Source organism: Ruegeria sp. O11, assembly GCF_056535285.1.
Genome location: NZ_JBQERS010000001.1, coordinates 422,459 through 440,276, shown reverse-complemented (window position 1 = coordinate 440,276; position 17,818 = coordinate 422,459). Strand labels below are relative to the sequence as shown.

At 54.0% G+C, this 17,818-nt stretch carries 14 protein-coding genes and 1 tRNA gene; 4 read left to right on the top strand and 11 right to left on the bottom strand.

Annotated features, from left to right (window positions below):
• Nucleotides 1-49: 49 nt before the first annotated feature.
• Complete coding sequence (locus tag ACRZ91_RS02175; protein ID WP_480902267.1) at nucleotides 50-1,357, bottom strand: aminotransferase class I/II-fold pyridoxal phosphate-dependent enzyme; 1,308 nt, start codon at nucleotides 1,355-1,357, stop codon at nucleotides 50-52.
• Nucleotides 1,358-1,454: 97 nt separating this feature from the next.
• Between ACRZ91_RS02175 and ACRZ91_RS02170 the strand changes: the two genes are divergently transcribed.
• A complete protein-coding gene (locus ACRZ91_RS02170; RefSeq protein WP_480902264.1) occupies nucleotides 1,455-2,333 on the top strand; it encodes a LysR family transcriptional regulator in 879 nt (292 codons plus the stop codon).
• Between the two features lie 50 nt (nucleotides 2,334-2,383).
• On the opposite strand, the gene ACRZ91_RS02165 is transcribed toward ACRZ91_RS02170, so the two are convergent.
• The 10 genes from ACRZ91_RS02165 to pyrH form a co-directional block, all read right to left on the bottom strand.
• Nucleotides 2,384-2,473: transfer RNA gene (locus ACRZ91_RS02165), tRNA-Ser, on the bottom strand.
• Nucleotides 2,474-2,537: 64 nt separating this feature from the next.
• The gene (locus tag ACRZ91_RS02160; protein WP_480902261.1) at nucleotides 2,538-3,365 is read right to left on the bottom strand and encodes a GMP synthase; all 828 of its coding nucleotides are present in this window, start codon (nucleotides 3,363-3,365) and stop codon (nucleotides 2,538-2,540) included.
• Nucleotides 3,366-3,452: 87 nt separating this feature from the next.
• Nucleotides 3,453-5,900: a DUF3772 domain-containing protein gene (locus tag ACRZ91_RS02155; protein ID WP_480902258.1), complete on the bottom strand. Its 2,448-nt coding sequence runs from the start codon at nucleotides 5,898-5,900 to the stop codon at nucleotides 3,453-3,455.
• Nucleotides 5,900-6,934 (bottom strand): cysteine synthase A, encoded by a 1,035-nt coding sequence (locus ACRZ91_RS02150; protein ID WP_480650960.1) that lies wholly within the window; start codon nucleotides 6,932-6,934, stop codon nucleotides 5,900-5,902. The genes ACRZ91_RS02155 and ACRZ91_RS02150 overlap by 1 nt, the downstream gene beginning before the upstream one ends.
• 69 nt (nucleotides 6,935-7,003) lie before the next feature.
• Nucleotides 7,004-8,119, bottom strand: coding sequence for an NUDIX domain-containing protein (locus ACRZ91_RS02145; protein WP_480902254.1), 1,116 nt, complete (start codon nucleotides 8,117-8,119; stop codon nucleotides 7,004-7,006).
• Between the two features lie 29 nt (nucleotides 8,120-8,148).
• Nucleotides 8,149-8,589: a TrgA family protein gene (locus tag ACRZ91_RS02140; protein WP_170539292.1), complete on the bottom strand. Its 441-nt coding sequence runs from the start codon at nucleotides 8,587-8,589 to the stop codon at nucleotides 8,149-8,151.
• A 15-nt stretch (nucleotides 8,590-8,604) separates the two neighbouring features.
• Complete coding sequence (locus ACRZ91_RS02135) at nucleotides 8,605-9,813, bottom strand: class I SAM-dependent methyltransferase (RefSeq protein ID WP_480902251.1); 1,209 nt, start codon at nucleotides 9,811-9,813, stop codon at nucleotides 8,605-8,607.
• Nucleotides 9,814-9,874: 61 nt separating this feature from the next.
• Nucleotides 9,875-11,308, bottom strand: coding sequence for a cryptochrome/photolyase family protein (locus ACRZ91_RS02130; RefSeq protein ID WP_480902248.1), 1,434 nt, complete (start codon nucleotides 11,306-11,308; stop codon nucleotides 9,875-9,877).
• Nucleotides 11,309-11,355: 47 nt separating this feature from the next.
• Nucleotides 11,356-12,582: an aminotransferase class V-fold PLP-dependent enzyme gene (locus ACRZ91_RS02125; protein WP_480902245.1), complete on the bottom strand. Its 1,227-nt coding sequence runs from the start codon at nucleotides 12,580-12,582 to the stop codon at nucleotides 11,356-11,358.
• Nucleotides 12,583-12,859: 277 nt separating this feature from the next.
• A complete protein-coding gene (gene pyrH, locus ACRZ91_RS02120; protein ID WP_480902242.1) occupies nucleotides 12,860-13,612 on the bottom strand; it encodes a UMP kinase in 753 nt (250 codons plus the stop codon).
• Between the two features lie 97 nt (nucleotides 13,613-13,709).
• Here pyrH and miaA point away from each other — a divergent pair, with 97 nt between their 5' ends.
• From miaA to ACRZ91_RS02105, 3 genes are all read left to right on the top strand, one after another.
• Entirely contained in the window at nucleotides 13,710-14,609 is a 900-nt protein-coding gene (gene miaA / locus ACRZ91_RS02115) for a tRNA (adenosine(37)-N6)-dimethylallyltransferase MiaA (protein ID WP_480902239.1), read from the top strand.
• Between the two features lie 366 nt (nucleotides 14,610-14,975).
• Nucleotides 14,976-16,646 carry an ABC transporter substrate-binding protein gene (locus ACRZ91_RS02110; RefSeq protein WP_170703268.1) on the top strand — a complete coding sequence of 557 codons (1,671 nt, stop codon included), beginning with the start codon at nucleotides 14,976-14,978 and terminating at the stop codon, nucleotides 16,644-16,646.
• Between the two features lie 119 nt (nucleotides 16,647-16,765).
• Nucleotides 16,766-17,812, top strand: a complete 1,047-nt coding sequence (locus ACRZ91_RS02105; protein ID WP_170469685.1) for an ABC transporter permease — start codon at nucleotides 16,766-16,768, stop codon at nucleotides 17,810-17,812.
• The last annotated feature ends 6 nt before the right edge of the window (nucleotides 17,813-17,818 follow it).

Below are 17,818 nucleotides of genomic sequence, written 5' to 3'. Positions count from 1 at the left end.
AGATTGGCGTGGCCGACAATGTTCAGCGACATAGTCGGCCATCCTGTTCTCAGTTCACATAATGCAGCGTGTCAAATTCACGACGCCATGCGGATACCTCTGACAGGATTTGTTCCCCACCCAGGCCACGCGTTATCAAATTAGCCAAACGCTCGGCATCCCCAGAGGTCATGCCCCACCGCACCAGTTCTGGTGTGCCGATACGAAGACCGTTCATATCGCCTTCCACTAATTCCACCGGCAATCCAATACCGCAAGCGAGGAACCCGCATTTGCGAAGCTGCTTAGATGCGGCCTGACCTCCTCCATATGGGGCAGCCAATACCGCGAACTGGTGAGAGTTGGTGAAGCCCTGTGTTCCAGAAAAGACGGGAACACCCTTTACATCTAATGCGTTGGAGAGAGCTTTGGCCATCGCAATCATCTCGTTCGCATAGGCAGAACCATACGCTTTCCAGTCCAACATCGTGACAGCAAGCGCCGCAGTTTTGGCCGCATCGAAATTGGCGGTCATGCCAGGGAAAGCGATTGCATCCAGCGCTTTTGCGATTTCTTCGTCATCCGTTACGATCAGACCCCCAGCCGGTCCTCCGAGGCTTTTGTAAGTGCTCATGGTCATGAAATGTGCACCCTCTTTCAACGGGTTGGACCAAGCGCGCCCCGCGATGATGCCGCATTGATGGGCCGCATCGAACATAACCTTGGCACCGATTTCATCAGCTATCGCACGCACTTCGGCGACGGGATGTTCAAACAGGTTAAGACTGCCGCCGATGGTGATCAGCCTTGGTCGTTCGATTTTTGCCAACGCTCTCAACTGATCCAGATCGACGGTATAGCCATCAGCGTTTACAGGAGCTTCGACGGTACGCAGGCCAAAGAGACCCGCGCAACCCGCCAGATGATGTGTCACATGCCCCCCAATTGATCCAGGCGGGGCTATGATAGTGTCGCCAGCTTTGCAGGTCGCCATAAAGCCATAGAGGTTGGCAATCGCCCCAGAGGGCACCCGGACTTCAGCGAACCGAGTATCAAAAACATCGGCGCAAAGCTCCGCCGCGATAACCTCGATCTGTTCGATTGCTTCCAGACCCATTTCATATTTGTCACCGGGATAGCCCAGCGAGGGCCGCGACCCAATCCCCGAAGACAAAAGCGCCTCGGCCTTTGGGTTCATGACATTTGTGGCAGGGTTCAGGTTAAAGCACTCTTGCTCGTGTATGCGGCGGTTTTCCTCTGCAAGATGCTCGATCCGCACCATCAGGTCATCTGAAGATGCCGATTCCGCCTTTTTTGCGATATCTTGAACCAGTGCTTCGCTTGCGGTGGGCACCCAGTCTCTTTGTGCAAGTGTCATCTGACATCCTCCTAGTTTTTGCCACATTGGCGGCAGTCGCGTGACATCGCAAAGCAGAAATGATATTTCTTGGTGTAGAAAAACTAAGGCTAGTGCAATGAGTGTTGCCCCCAAGCGCCCCAAAGGCCCTCCATTGAATGCGATGCGGGCCTTTGAAGCGGCGGCTAGAAACGTCAGCTTTGTTGCTGCAGCCGAAGAATTGAACGTTACGCCCGGGGCGATCTCGCAGCATATCAAGGCACTGGAAGGCTGGGCCGGTACACCGCTGTTTCGACGCAACGCGCAAGGCGTTGAGCTCACGCCTGAGGGGCAATCGCTTGTCCCGGTTTTCTCCGCTGCCTTTGATCAAATGGCTGATGCAGCACGTGCCCTGCGCGACCTCAAACCAAACGCTGATTTTCATATCGCTGCCCTGCCCGCCGTTGCCCAGCTCTGGCTTCCAAAACGATTGCGACGGATCCGAAAAGAATTGCCGGAGATCAATTTCTCTGTCACCGCTATGGAAACTCCGCCCAGTCTCTCGCGAGAGATGTTTGATCTGTCGATATTTTTCGCGGTTCCGGACGGATCGTCAAACCAAATTGCCTTGGCACAAGACGTAATCGCGCCAGTTTGCGCCCCTACACTTCTGGACCGAGCGCACTGTTCAAACGGTTTCCGAGAGATACCGATTTTGCACGACCAGACCTGGAACGACGATTGGTTCACGTGGTCCCGAAATGTGGGCTTTGATTTGCAAATTGACGCAAGCGGCCCGCAGTTCTCACTCTATAGCCTTGCTGTAGAAGAAGCCAAAGCATCGGCTGGTTTGCTGATGGGGCATCTGTGTCTGATCGAAGACGCACTAGAATCCAAAACGCTTCAGCTTGCAAATTCGCGCTCTTGTCCGACAGGTCGATCTCTTATTGTTTCATTGCCTTCGAAGACGCGACAAAGATCTGAAACAAGTCAAGTCGTTGCGTTGTTATCAAACTAATGAAGACCAACTGGGCAGCTAAGCACCCGCTAAATTTTAGCTTGAAATAGTGGCGGAGAGACAGGGATTCGAACCCTGGAGACGGTTTCCCGCCTACACACTTTCCAGGCGTGCGCCTTCGACCACTCGGCCACCTCTCCGGTAGAGGTGACTTATGCGAATTTCTGAACCGAGCGCAAGGCCCCATTCGTAAAAACAGGTGGCTCAAAATATACGAAAGCTGGCGACAAATGGCAGATGGTCTGAAACCTCGTCCTTGAAGGCTTCGCGCCCCATATTCATCGTCCAGTGCATCGGAAATAACCGTAGGCTGCCGCGGACATAGTCGGTGGAATAGGTTCGCGAAACAGCGAACCCGTCCAGCAGGTTGGCGCGACCCTTTTCCAGAATATGCGAGAACCGGTCTTGCAAATCCCAGCACGAAACAAAGTCCATCATGTCATCCCCACCAAGATGGTGGAAATTGCTGACGTCCTGACCGGGGATCATGTTGAAATCGCCCATCAGCAGGATCGTGCGCTGAGTCAGGCCCGGTGTCGCTCGGATTTCGGCGATCTTGGCACCGATGATCTTACATTGGCTATCACGTATCTGTTGTTCAGGCCGGTCACGGCCGGATTTCAGGTGCACCGCGATCAGTTTGGCTTTGAACTTGCCGACCTGCACATCGGCGATAAGGGCCTGACGCCCGCCGGAATCATTACCTTCCGAGCCGTCAATCAACTTTAGCTCCGTTACAGAAACCCCTGGTTTGTGGAGAAATCCAATGTGGATGTTACCGTTGGGTTGCTGCAGGATCTTGACCTGATAGTCCAAGCCCTTGTCCGCCAAACCCGCTGCCAACCGGTTGATATGTTCTATTGGGCTAACCTCGACCAGCGTGATCAACTCGGCATCAAGCAGAGCCAAGCCTTCAATCTGGTGGATGACCCGCTCACTATTGGCCGGTATGCCCAGACTTGTGTTAACCGGGTTGAAACCTGCAAGGTTCCAAACTGCAATACGCACAAGGCTGTGTGAGAAAGTTACCATCGAAATTCCTCCTTCAAATTAAATTCAGACTACATCGAAATGTAACAATCCGATAATCACTTGGGAAAAATGCTTGATGTGTCGCGTTTAGCGACCGTCGCCATCCGCGTCTGCATCTGCGTCTCCGGCAGAGTCCAGATCATCAGCTGTCAAATCGGCAGGCTTTGCGGAAGGGGCAGCAGTAGATAGGTCTTCGTCGGGCTTAGCCTCCTCAGATTGGCCCGTCAGCACCTCAGGATTTCGCAGCCACAGATCGCGCTGAGCGAACGGAATCTCGATACCCTCTTTAACAAATCTGCGATTGATCTCATGGTTCATGTCGGATTTGACCGATAGCACCCAGTTCACATCGCGCAGTATTGCCCGAATTTCAAAATCCAGTGAATCCGCACCAAATCCTTGAAACACCACACTCGGCGCTGGGTTGGCCAGAACCATCGGATGCCCATTGGCGATCTCACCCAAAATGGTTTCGACTTTTCGGGTGTCAGTACCGTAGGCCACGCCGACAGGAACGATCACCCGGCCAATGGTGTTGCCGCGGGTATAGTTGGTGACCACTCCGCTGATCAGGTCTGAGTTGGGAACGATCACATCCGTCCGATCAAAAGTCTCGATCCGCGTGGACCTGACCGAGATATCACGAACATATCCCATCATGCCGTTGACATCGATCCAGTCGCCTTTTGAGATCGGGCGTTCGACCAGCAGGATGATCCCTGAAACAAAGTTCGACACGATGGTTTGCAGACCGAAACCGATACCAACCGACAAGGCACCAGCCACGATCGCCAAGGAGGAAAGATCAAATCCAGCAATAACAATGGCGACCAACGCCGCCAGGAATATTCCGACATAGCCGGTTCCCGATACGATGGCATTCTGCCCGCCGGGATCGATACTGGTTTTTGGCAGCAATGAATTGCGCAACCCGCTTTGCAGAAGGCGGGTCAATGTGTATCCGATGGCAAAAACTGCAACGAAGGTGAGGAAATTACTGGGTGAAATCGTGACGCCGCCGATATCGAATCCCAGCAGCAATCGTGACCAGGCCTCGAGCAGGTCTGTCTCGCGAGCGCCCCAATACAGCGCCAGAATAGGCAGCGACAATATCGCCAGCGCAAACCCAACAAGAACCGAAAACAGAGAATCGCGCGCGGCCTCCCCCTGCCCCGATAACCAACCGTAAATCGTGGTGATAAACCGTCGTATGATCACAAGCGCCGCGATCAGTACCAGTGTTTTCACGGCTGGGAAAACGATTGCTTCGGCGGCATTGGTATACCCCAACGCGGCCAGTATCGGTGTTGCAATCCCAAGTATGAACAAAGCGCGCCGCAGCAATTCAATCAACTGACTAAAACCAGCCGCTCTGCGAGACGTTTCTGAATCGGCTTGCTCTTCCTGTGGTTCTGATTGGCGGACCTGACGCACACGTAGCAGCAGCAGCGCCGTAACCAATACGATCGGGAAACCAACAACTGCTCGTGTTGCGTCCGAAATATTCTCAATCTGCTCAAATAGCAAAACCAGATCATGCAAAATGAGTATGACGGCCAGTAGATCGATATAGACCCGCAGTTCTCGAATTCTGCCTGCCGACAATCGTTTGAAATTCTGAGAGGCCCCCATCAGGTAGACCTGTCGACCGATCCAGTCAAAGTAGAAGATGATGGCAGCCCAATAAGGAATATTCTGAATCAGCAACGTACCGCGCAAGCCCAGAACACCAGTCTGCACGATCGCCGTGACCAATGCCAGAACGCCCAACCAAGGCAGCAGTATGCGCAGCAGAGAGACGACGAAGGTCCAGACTCCACTTCCGCGCCCCCCCAGAGAACGCAGAAAAGCGCCCCCTTTTTCGGACCACTTGCGCCCAAATAGCAGCAATACCGCAGATATGGCCAACAGAACGAAAATGCCGAGACCACGCTCACGAATGCGCTCATGAACGATGTCAGACCGCATATTCGTGACGGTTTCATTGATCAGGCTCTGCGCCGCTTCCTTGACGTCGATCCAGGCTGGGGCCCAGTAAACGGGGTTGAAAGGCGATGGCCCGCGTTCCAGCATCTCTTTTTTCTGACGGTCACGAATGATCCGGTCGATTTCGCTGATTAACCCGTTGGCCCGGCTGAAAGCCTCTTCCGAGATTATGCGCGGCACCCGCAAACTGTTAAGTTGCTCTTCAAGATGTGCGCGTAGCTTTGCAATATCTTCAGGCTCGGTCTCGCCATCTGCCGGCTTCGCGCCAAGTGCCTTTAGCTGGCCCTCAAGCGTCTGAATACGATCCGTGTTTGCGCCGCGCGCCATGTTAAAGTCTTCGCGGTAACCGTTTATTTCTGAGCGCAAATTCTCTAATGCGGCATTCGATGCCCGGTTCGCGCGAATCACAGATTCCGCCCGATCCGCCGTGCTGACCCAGCCCTGGTAATATTCACTCTGCCGGTCAGTGAGCTGGGCAGATGCGATCCCACCCAGCCCGATCAGGCAGAATAAACTTAGAAACAGAAACAGGCGGACCTGTCGCAGCATCACACGTCCTCGAATACGCCGGGAATGCTGCGCGGTGCTTCGGTCATCCAATCCGGAACAGGCAATTCCTTTTCCCGCAGGAAGTCAGGATTGAACAATTTGGATTGGTAGCGCGTTCCAAAGTCACACAATACGGTCACGATGGTGTGCCCCGGCCCCATCTCTTTCGCGAGACGTACAGCGCCCGCAATATTGATCGCGGTTGATCCACCCATCACCAGACCTTCTTCGCGAAGCAGATCAAAGATATAGGGCAACGCCTCATTATCGGTGATCTGCCAGGTATGATCAGGGGTGAACCCCTCTAAGTTCTTCGTTATCCGAACCTGTCCGATGCCTTCGGCGATGGAGCCGCCCTCCATCGCGATCTCACCTGTAGTGTAATAAGAATAAAGGCCTGCCCCCATCGGATCAGCCAATCCGATTTTTACGCCTTTGGGCTGCAAAACCTCGGCGACACCCGCCAGGGTCCCACCCGAACCGACCGCACTGACGAAGCCATCAACTTTGCCACCGGTTTGGTCCCAGATTTCAGGGCCGGTGGTTTCCACATGCGCCTGCCGGTTAGCGACATTGTCGAACTGGTTCGCCCAGATGGCACCATTGGGCTCGGTCTGGGCAAGTTCCTCAGCCAAGCGGCGGGAATAGTGCACAAAATTGTTGGGATTGCGGTAAGGCGCAGCAGGTACCTGCACAAGCTGAGCTCCGGCAAGTCGGAGCATGTCCTTCTTCTCTTCCGATTGAGTCTCAGGAATGACGATCACCGTCTTGAAACCCATTGAGGCCCCGACCAATGCCAAACCAATGCCAGTATTACCCGCCGTACCCTCGACAATTGTGCCACCGGGCTTGAGGTCTCCGCGCGCAATTGCATCGCGGATAATGAACAACGCCGCACGGTCTTTGACGGATTGACCCGGATTCATGAACTCGGCTTTGCCGAGGATCTCACATCCTGTCTCTTCGCTGACGCGACGCAACCGGATCAAGGGTGTTTTACCGACCGCGTCGGCAAGGTCTTTCGCAATGCGCATGGCGTCCTCTTGTCATATGGTATTGCAGCAGATTTACAGTCGCCCTGACTTGATCACAAGCCGGGATAGTTATGCGCGCAGACGTTCGCGATTTCGTGCCAGCCAATGTGCCAGAGAAAGAAGCGGTAAATCCTTGAAAACATGTGAATCAACCATGTTCATGAATTCGTCAAACGGCAGAATTGTACTCCGAATATCTTCCCCTTCCGTGGCAAGACCACCACTTTCAACAGTCGTCGTCAGGTCACCCAGCCCGACGTAGAGGTAGACGTATTCGGTTGACGATCCACTGGATGTATAGGCACCACCTGCATATTCCAGCCGAGACAGAGAAACATGCGCCTCTTCCTGTGTCTCACGATACGCTGCCTGCTCGGGTGTTTCGCCGGGGTCAATCATACCGGCGACCGGTTCCCACATCCATGGTTCGGGGTCGTCGATCAAGAACACAGGTGCGCGAAACTGCTCGACCAGCAAAACCGTATCGCGCCTGGGGTCGTAAGGCAGGACGATGACTGCAGATCCTTGCATCAAGCCGCTGCGGTGCAATACAGGCCCCATCTTGCCATCATACTGACGGTGCTGCAGCTCTATCTCATCGATACCGAAATAGTTGACATAAGGGTGGTTGCGTTGGTGGATTACGACATCATTCTTGGTGTCCCGGGCATCTCCGGTGCTTCGCTGACGCGCTGCGAGTCTGGCCCATGCCCGTGTGAGGATCGCAGGGAAACTATTTGAAATCGTCGAGGCGTCAACACACCCATACTGGGCCATAACCTCTTGCGCCGCCAGCATCGACAAAGCGCTCCAATCATTTTTCCATGCCTCAAAATCCCAGAGAGTGTCGGTCTTCCATGCCTCCGATTCGGGAAAGAACACCAATGCCTGATGATTCCCATCTTCGCTGGTTTCGATCGTTTGCTGGCGCAGATCATATTCGAAGCCGCCTTCATAAAAGGCCAATCGGGCAAGCTCGTCCTTACCCAATCCTTGCACCAATACGCCATCTGCCGTTGCGCCTTTTTCAGCAACGATCATTGGAAAAGGCTGGCCTTTTACTGAATACACCGCGTGATCAGCTAAGATTGTCGGTTTCGCCGACAATTCGTCCGCAGATTGACCCATCACGAGTTCCAGCAAAGGCGCATGGCGCAAAGTGCCGTAGAAAAACAGGTTAGACAAAGTAGGAGCCCTGACTTGGCAGATCCGTTTTAACGCCAGCGTCGAAAGGCGATTTCGGTAAGTATCCCACTGACCACGGCACCAATACCAAGCGTAATCAAAATTTCACTGGGCAGCAGTTGTTCACCATAGGCCACTCCGATCTTGAAGATTTCCAGCAAGGCTTCAAATGGGCCACCATACCGATGGCGCATCGCCTGGCTAAACATCTCGTAGGTGCCTTGAACGAACAATCCCCAGAAAACCAGCGCGGCAACACCAGTCAGACCATTGTTAACTGCAGCCGTCCAACCCCGGCCTGCCCGCTTGCCCATGATAACCCAACCACAGGCCACCGCTAACAACATGTTCACATATGTGAACCAGCCATAGCTTTTACCCTCTTCACCATTGTTGATGATCATACTTGAAACAAGGAACGCAATGACCAGCAGACACAACGCGGCGACGAGGCGGGAAGCTGTAGGCATTTGTAGTTCCGTTCTTCAACTTGGCTTAGCTATAGTGATCTGTGTCACATCACAATTGCCGGTGTCAAAGGCTGCGCCGCATGCAGTTAAATAATAATTCCACATGCGGCGAAAACGCTCATCAAACCCCAGTTCTGAAATCTGGTCCCACTTGGCGTTGAAGGTGTCGTACCAGCGGCGCAGTGTCAGATCATAACTTTGGCCAAATTCCTTTGAGCGTACTACTTGAAGCCCTGCCTGATCTATCTGCTCTTTCAGGATGGACGGGGCGGGAAGCATGCCACCCGGAAATATGTATTTCTGTATGAAATCAACACCATTCTTGTAAACTTCCCAGCGGTGATCCGCGACTGTTATGATCTGTAATGTCGCTTGCCCACCGGGCTTCAACCGGTCACGAACAGTGTTAAAATATGCTGGCCAGTATTTCCGACCAACCGCTTCGAACATCTCGATTGATGCAATACCGTCATATTGTCCCTGTTCATCGCGATAATCCTGTAATTTAAAATCTACAAGATCCGATAGCCCAGCCTTTTCAATGCGTTCCTTCGCGAACTTCAACTGTTCCTGACTGATCGTCAATCCAGTGACTCGGAGCCCGCGCTCTTTGGCGGCATATTCGGCGAAGCCGCCCCAACCGCACCCGATCTCAAGGATATGATCCCCAGGTTTGGCCCCCATTTCATCCACCAAACTGGCATATTTCGCGGTCTGCGCATTCTCGAGGCTTTCCTGCCCGGTCTCAAAAATGGCGCTGGAATAAGTCATCGTGTCATCCAGCCACATACCATAGAAATCATTTCCAAGATCATAGTGATACGAGATGTTCTTCTTCGCCTGCGACCGGTTATTGCGGTGCAACCAGAACCTCAGACGCTCGTAGGCGCGAACCAGGAACTTGCCCGTGAAATCGTCATAAACGGTTTCAGTTCCCAAATGTACCAAGTCCATAAAGCTGCGCAGATCAGGTGTGCTCCAGTCGCCTTCCAGATAGCCGTCCGAAAACCCCAGTTCTCCTTCTCGTAGCAGCCTGGCAAAGACGTCGGGATCATGGATATCCACATGGGCAACCGGACCGGCTTTAGGTGCATCCGCCCGAAAAACCCGACCATCCGGCAGAGCGATATCAAGGCGGCCGCTTTCCATGCGGCTCAGCATCTTGAAGACTTGTGCAAAATATCTTGGCAGGTCCTCCTGCCCTTCGGTGCTCGTCAGGAACATCCGCTCTCCCCTCTGCGGTTGCAGAATAAAGCTAGGACGGGATTCGGTTTATGGCAAGTTTTCAGTTCCTTACCGGAACTTTTCTGGTTTCATACGCGTCCAATGCTCGGATGCGACCTTCTTTCAGCCCTACCACTGGAGCGCTGTAGCTGTCTTCCTGACAAAGCCCCCAAGACCGCGGTATGGCACTAAAATAGGCGCGTGCGGTTGGGGACGGGTCAGACCGACCCTCAGCAATCCAACGATTCAGATAATCCGAATGTGGATCAAATCGCTCGCGCTGTGTTTCTGGGTTGAAGATACGGAAATACGGGGCTGCGTCTGGCCCGGAACCCGCCACCCACTGCCATCCCATCGCGTTTGCGGCTGGGTCCCAATCAATCAGGCAATCGGCAAACCAATCAGCACCAATTTTCCAGTGCGTCATCAGATGCTTGGTTAGATAACTCGCCACAATCATCCGTGCACGATTATGCATCCGCCCGGTCACGTACATCTGCCTTAGCCCCGCATCGACTAGTGGCACCCCAGTTCTCGCCAACTTCCACGCGCGGACTTCAGGCGTGTCGGGATCAGTATTCCACGGAAACGCATCCCATTCAGGTTTCCAATTGTCGGTCAGGAGATGCGGCCAATGGTACATCAGGTGATAAGCGAACTCACGCCACACAAGCTGCCGTAGAAAGGCCTCGCCCCCGCGCGAACCAGTGCGATCCGCGTTTTGCACCCGGTGCCATATTGTGCGCGGCCCGATTTCGCCTAACGAAAGGTATTCTGAAAGATCAGACGTACCAACCTGATCCAATCGATCTCGCGCTTCCTGATAGTGATCAATATTTTCCAGAAACCTATCCAACTGATCCAAAGCCGCAGCCTCTCCAGGACGGACAAACGGTCGTACGATCGTCGCGCCACGCTGCATCTCCTGATCCAGATTCCAATCGGACAACCGATCAGAAGAAGGCCAAAGTTCTGGCTTGGCAATTCGTGCAGCAGTCGGTTCTGGCATCGCAACATCTCGTCCGCTCACCGACCTCCACATCGGAGTAAATACACGAAACGGTTGCCCCGCTTTGGTCGCAATCGTCCAAGGTTCGAACAAAAGATGCCCTGCAAAGGATCGCACCTCGATCCCCTGTTCGTTCAAGCTCGCCTTGATATGCATGTCCCTGTTGATCGCCTTCGGGTCATACTCTCGCGACCAAAATACAGCTCCTGCTCCGGTTTCGTGTATCAGACCTTGCAGGACGTTCAGCGCAGTCCCCCGGCGCAGGATCAGATTGCTGCCGATCTGATCAAGGGTCATTGCAAAAGCCTCAAGACCCAACCCCAGACGCCATTTGGGCGCTGCGCCCAATGCTTGAACCTGATCGTCCAGAATAAATACGGGTACAATCGGGCGACCCGACCGTAACGCCGCCGTCAACGCCGGATGATCACTTAATCTCAGATCGCGCCTGAACCATAAAATGATCGGAGAACGCCCGGAATCCATATCCGCCTCTTGTTTTTAAAAGAATACGAACCGGTACAAAAATTGGATCACAAAACGCGGTCAAGCGCCTGCAAAAGCTGATCAATTTCCTGATGACATGTATAGTGCGTGAAGCTGAGCCGCAGGACCCCCTGATCTGGATCAATCCCCATGGCCTGTAGAGGGCGATGCGCATAGAAATCGCCACCACCTGCCATGATCCCGTATTGGGAAAGCTCGGCTGCAACAGCCTCGGCCTTTTTGTTTAGGCTTAACGCCACCGTCGGTGCGCGCTGTTCGGCCTTGGACGGGCCAATCAAACGCAAAGTGTTCCTATCTTTGACTGCATCGAGCAGTGGCTGCAGCAACGCAATTTCGTGCCGGCGCATCAGGTCATGAACAAATCCACCGCGCGCAGACGCCCCGGTTTCCGGCCCGCCGTGATGATCGCAAAGCAGACCTATATAATCGGCCATGCCAGCACTCGCGGCGATCTGCGCATGATCAGGGCCGGCTGGAGTAAACCGTTTATAGAGCGTGCCACCGTTGAAATAGTGGGCCTGGTTCGGAAGCATCTCACCCAAAGGGCGTCGAATAACCATGCAGCCTTGGTGCGGGCCATAGGTTTTGTAGGCTGAGAACAAATAGATGTCGGGCCCGAGATCACCGACGTTCGGCAGGCCATGTGGCGCATAGGAAACTCCGTCGACACAGACAAACGCACCCGCGGCATGCGCTATCGCCGTGATTTCGGTCACTGGATTAATCTCGCCGACGACATTTGAGCAATGTGGGAAGCAAACGAGGCGGACTTTCTCGTCCAACAGGTTTTCCAGATCCTGTGGGTTTAGCGATCCACTGTCCGGATCAATCTGCCATTCGCGGATTTCGATACCGTCTTCTTCCAATCGACGCCACGGGCCGGTATTGGCCTCGTGGTCCTGATTGGTCACAACGATGGCATCACCCTGCCGCATCCACTGACGAAAGGCCTGCGCCAGAACATAGGTATTCTGAGTCGTCGAGGGGCCAAAGCTCAGTTCATCCGTATCGACGCCCATGATCGCGGCCAACCGCATCCGCGCTTCATCCATTTCTTCGCCGCCCAGACGGCTGGCTTCGTATGGCGCATAAGGTTGGACCTTGCGCTGTGTATAAAACCGGTTCAGGCGATCAATCACCGGCTTACAGGTATAAGATCCACCAGCGTTTTCAAAGAAGGCCTGCCCGTTCAGGCTGGGTTCAGAAAAGGCCGGGAATTGCGCCCTAACGAAATCGATATCAAGTGTGCCCATCACACGTCTCTCCCTGATCGCATGCCTCATTTCGGAAATCCGCCCGCGCAAGGTCTGGGCACTTCCAAAACAACCAAGGCATTACTGTCCGGCCGCCATCCCCATAAGAGGACATGCTATGGCAGCAGTCCTTCTGATGGCAGCTTGCTGCAAACAAACAGGAACAGATAGTCAGACGGAAAAGATTAGGTCAAGTCACTGTGCTGATAACATTTTTCATATCTAGCGCCAAAAAAGAACCGGGCTGCTAGACCCGGTCTATGTGCTAATTGATGCGCTATCCCTGGACTTTGGTATAGGTGCCCTCACCCGCCAAAATACCGCGGAACCCGCCGGGCTCATCCAGACCAAAAACGATCAGCGGCAGATTGTTGTCACGTGCCAAGGCGATGGCCGATGCATCCATCACTCGCAGGCGTTTAGCCAGCACATCGTCATACGAAACGTTGTCATAACGTACCGCGTCCGAGTGTTCTTTTGGGTCCTTGTCATAAACGCCATCGACACCATTCTTACCCATGAAGATCGCTTGGCAGGCCATCTCGTTCGCGCGCAAAGTGGCAGCGGTGTCAGTGGTGAAATATGGATTCCCGGTTCCCGCCGCAAAGATGCAGACCCGTTTCTTCTCAAGGTGGCGTACAGCGCGGCGGCGAATATATGGCTCACATACTTCGTCCATCCGAATGGCCGAAATGACACGGGTGAAGACCCCGGCCGCCTCAAGCGCGGATTGCATCGCGAGCGCGTTCATGACCGTTGCCAGCATGCCCATGTAATCGGCGGTCGTACGCTCCATCCCCTGTGCCGAGCCAGAAAGCCCCCGGAAGATGTTGCCACCACCGATGACCATACAGATTTCGACACCCAGATCGTGTACCGATTTCACCTCTTGTGCGATGCGCTGGACGGTTGGCGGATGAAGTCCGAATCCCTGATCCCCCATCAGGGCCTCGCCCGAAATCTTCAACATGACGCGGTCATACGTTGTTTTCGGGGTCTCAGTGGTCTCGTCAGAAGGGAAAAAGCTCATGTTGCGCTCCGGGCTGGCACGGGTTTATTTTCCGGCGCAAAATGAAGCAAAACCTCTGCAGGTTCAATGCGGATAGTCAGGGATAAGGCAATCAGCGATGGCCGATACAAATGAGAACCGGCTTTGGGCGCAGTTGCCTCCGATTCCTGATGACAAACCGGTGCTGATCGCTGGGCCTACGGCTTCAGGAAAGTCAGCGCTGGCGCTTTTGATCGCGCAGCGCTGCGGTGGTGTGATCGTCAATGCCGATGCAAGTCAGGTCTATGATTGCTGGCGCATCATATCTGCACGTCCCTCGATCGAAGAAGAAAAACGTGCCCCACATCTGCTGTATGGGCATGTCGCATATGATCAGACTTATTCCACCGGACATTGGCTTCGCGACGTCACGCCTTTGCTTGAACAAAAACAGCGCCCTATCATTGTGGGTGGTACAGGTCTGTATTTCACTGCGCTGACCGAAGGGATGGCCGAGATACCTGCAACCCCTCCTGAAATTCGGGCCGAGGCGGACGCATTATCACTAAGAAACCTGATCGAAGGTCTTGATCTTCAAACGCTGCAGAAAATCGACACCCAGAATCGAGCCCGTGTTCAACGCGCGTGGGAGGTTCAGACCGCAACCGGCCGCCCGCTCGCTGATTGGCAGGCTGACACACCTGCCCCAATTCTGGATCTTCGGAATACAGTTCCGATTGTATTCGACGTCGAAAAAAGCTGGTTACTGGATCGTATTAATCGTCGTTTCGATCAGATGTTGGATCAAGGCGCCATGGCCGAAGTGGCCGCGATGCAGAACCGATTTGACCCTTCTCTACCAGCCTTCAAGGCCATTGGCGTGCCTGAATTGATGGCATGCCTAGAAGGCCGCATGTCCCAGGAAGAAGCCAAGGATCGGGCAACAATAGCTACACGTCAATTTGCCAAACGACAACGAACTTGGTTTCGCGCCCGCATGAAATCCTGGCACCACATTGATGCCGCGTCTCATCAGTAACTGGCATTCCTCGGGCATTGGAAGCAGTTGGATTTCTTAGTTTTCTCCCCAAAATAACGACCGAATGTCTTGCAGCGTGACTGTCAATTCGATCCGCGGTGCTTTCGGCTAGTTTTGCGAACGCACCACGAAATAATCCTGAATGGCTTACTTTTCCGCCTGATGTCGTTTTTGTACCATCAATGACGATTTCCGACATTGACGCCGCAATGAAACTGGTGCCGAATGGAGGTCATGGGGATGTTCAATAGTCAAGAAAACAAGCCAGCGGCCCGGTCAATCGATCCAATTCGTTGGCCGTAGCGCCCGTTTCAATCAATCACAACGCGAACTTTACCTAATAACTAGTGTCACAGGGAGACATCTATGAAAAACCAGACAATCAATGGAAAGCCGATGCACTGGGCGGCAGAAATGCATGCTCAAGAGTATCGCGACGGCAATCTGAGTCGGCGCGAGTTCATGGCGCGGGTAACCGCACTTGGCGTCGCTGTTCCGGCGGCATATGGCATGATCGGTCTGCAATCACCTGCTGCAGCGCAGGAGCCCCAGAAAGGCGGCACCATTCGCTACCAGATGGAAGTGCGCGCATTGAAAGATCCTCGCACCTATGACTGGACGCAAATTGCGACCTTCACTGCGGGCTGGCTTGAATACCTTGTCGAATACAACAACGACGGTTCGTTCAAGCCGATGTTGCTGGAAAGCTGGGAAGCCAATGATGACGCCACAGAATACACGCTGAACGTCCGCAAAGGTGTGAAGTGGAACAACGGAGACGACTTCACCGCCGAAGACGTGGCGCGCAACATCGCTGGCTGGTGTGACTCGTCGCTCGAGGGTAACTCGATGGCATCGCGCATGGCGTCACTGGTCGACGAGTCAACGCAGAAGGCAGCCGACGGTGCCATCACCGTTGTTGACTCGCACACCGTAAAACTGAAATGCAACGCGCCCGACATCACAATCATCCCCGGCATGGCCGACTATCCGGGCGCCATCGTTCACAGCAGTTTTGACGCGAACGACATGCTCTCCAACCCCGTTGGTACGGGCTTCATGATCCCGGAAAGCCACGAAGTGGGTGTTAAGGGTGTATTGGTTCGCAACGAAGGCTTTGACTGGTGGGGCTATGAGGCCGGCAAGGGCGGCTATATCGACCGGATCGAGTTCATCGACTACGGCACCGACCCGGCGGCCTTCCTGGCAGCCTATGAGGCCGAAGAGATCGACATGAACTGGGAATCGGTCGGCGAGTTTGTCGACATCTTCGACGGCATCGGCCTCGTCCGCTCCGAAATTCCATCAGGCTTTACCATCGTTATCCGCCCGAACCAGTTGGCTGAAGATGCGAATGGCAACAAGATCTATGGCGACAAGCGCGTGCGTCAGGCTCTGGCTATGGCCGTTGATAACGAAGTGTGTTTGGAACTGGGCATGTCAGGCTACGGCATCCCCGCCGATAACTGTCATGTCGGCCCGATGCATCCGGAGTATGATTCAGCTGTGACACGCATTCCGTATGATCCAGCGGGGGCGAAGGCCCTGATGGACGAAGCCGGAATGGGTGATTTCGAACACGAAGTTCAGTCGATTGACGATGACTGGCGTCGTAACACCACCGCTGCGGTGGTCGCGCAGTTGAACGACGCGGGCATCAAGGCCAAGCATACGGTTCTGCCGGGCTCGACCTTCTGGAACGACTGGACGAAATACGCCTTCTCGTCGACCAACTGGAACCACCGCCCGTTGGGCACTCAGGTTCTGGCGCTGGCCTATAAGTCAGGCGTCGCGTGGAATGAATCCGGTTTTGCCAATGAAGAATTCGATACTTTGCTGGCCGAGGCAAACTCGATCGCGGATGTCGACAGGCGTCGCGAAGTGATGGCCAAACTGCAGGCGATCATGATTGACGAGGGTGTGACCATCCAGCCCTACTGGCGGACCGCCATGCGCCACCATCGTGACAACATGGTGGGTGTTGAAAAACACATCGCCGACCTGCCGCAGTTGTACAAGTTCGGCATCATCTCCTAACCAAACCACAAAGGCCGCGCCGCTCTGGCGCGGCCTTTTCGTCCTGAACACGGCGACCATAATAACAGCGATGCATGAAGCCGTTTGGCATTCATGCTGGCCGACCAACAGGGGCTAATATGGGACTTTTCATTCTAAGGCGCGTCGGCATCATGCTGGTGACTGCACTGTGCCTGACATTCCTGGTCTTCTTTTTGACCAACCTCTACCCGAACCTCGAAAAGCTTGCGAAAACGCAGGGCAACTTCCGTATGTCGGATGAGCAAGTTGAGAGCTATTTGCAGAAAAACGGTTACCTCCAATCCACTCCTATCAAATATGGTGAATGGTTAGGGGTCTTGCCTTCGTATCGGCATACGAACGAAGATGGAACCGTTCAGGGCCGATGCATTCTGCCCGGGAAAACTGCCGAAGAATCTCCCAGTTTCTGTGGTATCCTGCAGGGGTATTGGGGTTATTCGACCGTCTTCAAGGATGAGGTCTCAACCGTTGTTGGCAACCGGCTGGCATTAACCGGGCGTTTGATGTTCTGGGTTATGTTGCTGATGGTCCCTTCGGCACTGATCTTAGGTGTTTTGGCCGGAATGAAAGAAGGTTCAGCAACCGACAGGACGCTATCGACCTTTGCCATCACCACAACTGCAACCCCAGAATATGTTTCTGGTGTTATCTTCATAGCGATTTTCACTTCATCCGCTGTCGGCTTGAAGTGGTTCAAGGGTACTGCCACGCAAGCGATGGAGAACCCGACTTTCGAGAACTTCTTCCTCCCGGTTTTGACGATTGCGCTTTACGGAATGGGCTATATCGCCCGGATGACCCGCGCCTCGATGACCGAGGTGATGACGGCGCAGTATATCCGGACGGCGCGCCTGAAAGGTGTATCGTTCTCGAACATCGTCATGAAACATGCGCTGCGCAATGCGCTGATCGCGCCCTTTACAGTCATCATGTTGCAGTTCCCATGGCTGCTGAACGGCGTGGTGATCGTCGAGACCCTGTTCAACTACAAAGGGTTCGGCTGGGCGCTGGTGCAGGCGGCAGGCAACAACGACATCCAGTTGCTGTTGGCGATTTCGGTCGTGTCGGTTTTTGTGGTTCTGGTGACGCAGCTGATTTCGGATATCGGCTATGTCTACCTCAACCCGCGCATTCGCATTTCTTAAGGAGGG

Excerpts from the sequence above, each read along its gene's own strand:
- ACRZ91_RS02175 (WP_480902267.1), bottom strand. The coding sequence starts at position 1,357 with ATGACACTTGCACAAAGAGACTGGGTGCCCACCGCAAGCGAAGCACTG.
- ACRZ91_RS02170 (WP_480902264.1), top strand. The coding sequence starts at position 1,455 with ATGAGTGTTGCCCCCAAGCGCCCCAAAGGCCCTCCATTGAATGCGATG.
- ACRZ91_RS02160 (WP_480902261.1), bottom strand. The coding sequence starts at position 3,365 with ATGGTAACTTTCTCACACAGCCTTGTGCGTATTGCAGTTTGGAACCTT.
- ACRZ91_RS02155 (WP_480902258.1), bottom strand. The coding sequence starts at position 5,900 with ATGCTGCGACAGGTCCGCCTGTTTCTGTTTCTAAGTTTATTCTGCCTG.
- ACRZ91_RS02150 (WP_480650960.1), bottom strand. The coding sequence starts at position 6,934 with ATGCGCATTGCGAAAGACCTTGCCGACGCGGTCGGTAAAACACCCTTG.
- ACRZ91_RS02140 (WP_170539292.1), bottom strand. The coding sequence starts at position 8,589 with ATGCCTACAGCTTCCCGCCTCGTCGCCGCGTTGTGTCTGCTGGTCATT.
- ACRZ91_RS02135 (WP_480902251.1), bottom strand. The coding sequence starts at position 9,813 with ATGTTCCTGACGAGCACCGAAGGGCAGGAGGACCTGCCAAGATATTTT.
- ACRZ91_RS02130 (WP_480902248.1), bottom strand. The coding sequence starts at position 11,308 with ATGGATTCCGGGCGTTCTCCGATCATTTTATGGTTCAGGCGCGATCTG.
- ACRZ91_RS02125 (WP_480902245.1), bottom strand. The coding sequence starts at position 12,582 with ATGGGCACACTTGATATCGATTTCGTTAGGGCGCAATTCCCGGCCTTT.
- pyrH (WP_480902242.1), bottom strand. The coding sequence starts at position 13,612 with ATGAGCTTTTTCCCTTCTGACGAGACCACTGAGACCCCGAAAACAACG.
- miaA (WP_480902239.1), top strand. The coding sequence starts at position 13,710 with ATGGCCGATACAAATGAGAACCGGCTTTGGGCGCAGTTGCCTCCGATT.
- ACRZ91_RS02110 (WP_170703268.1), top strand. The coding sequence starts at position 14,976 with ATGAAAAACCAGACAATCAATGGAAAGCCGATGCACTGGGCGGCAGAA.
- ACRZ91_RS02105 (WP_170469685.1), top strand. The coding sequence starts at position 16,766 with ATGGGACTTTTCATTCTAAGGCGCGTCGGCATCATGCTGGTGACTGCA.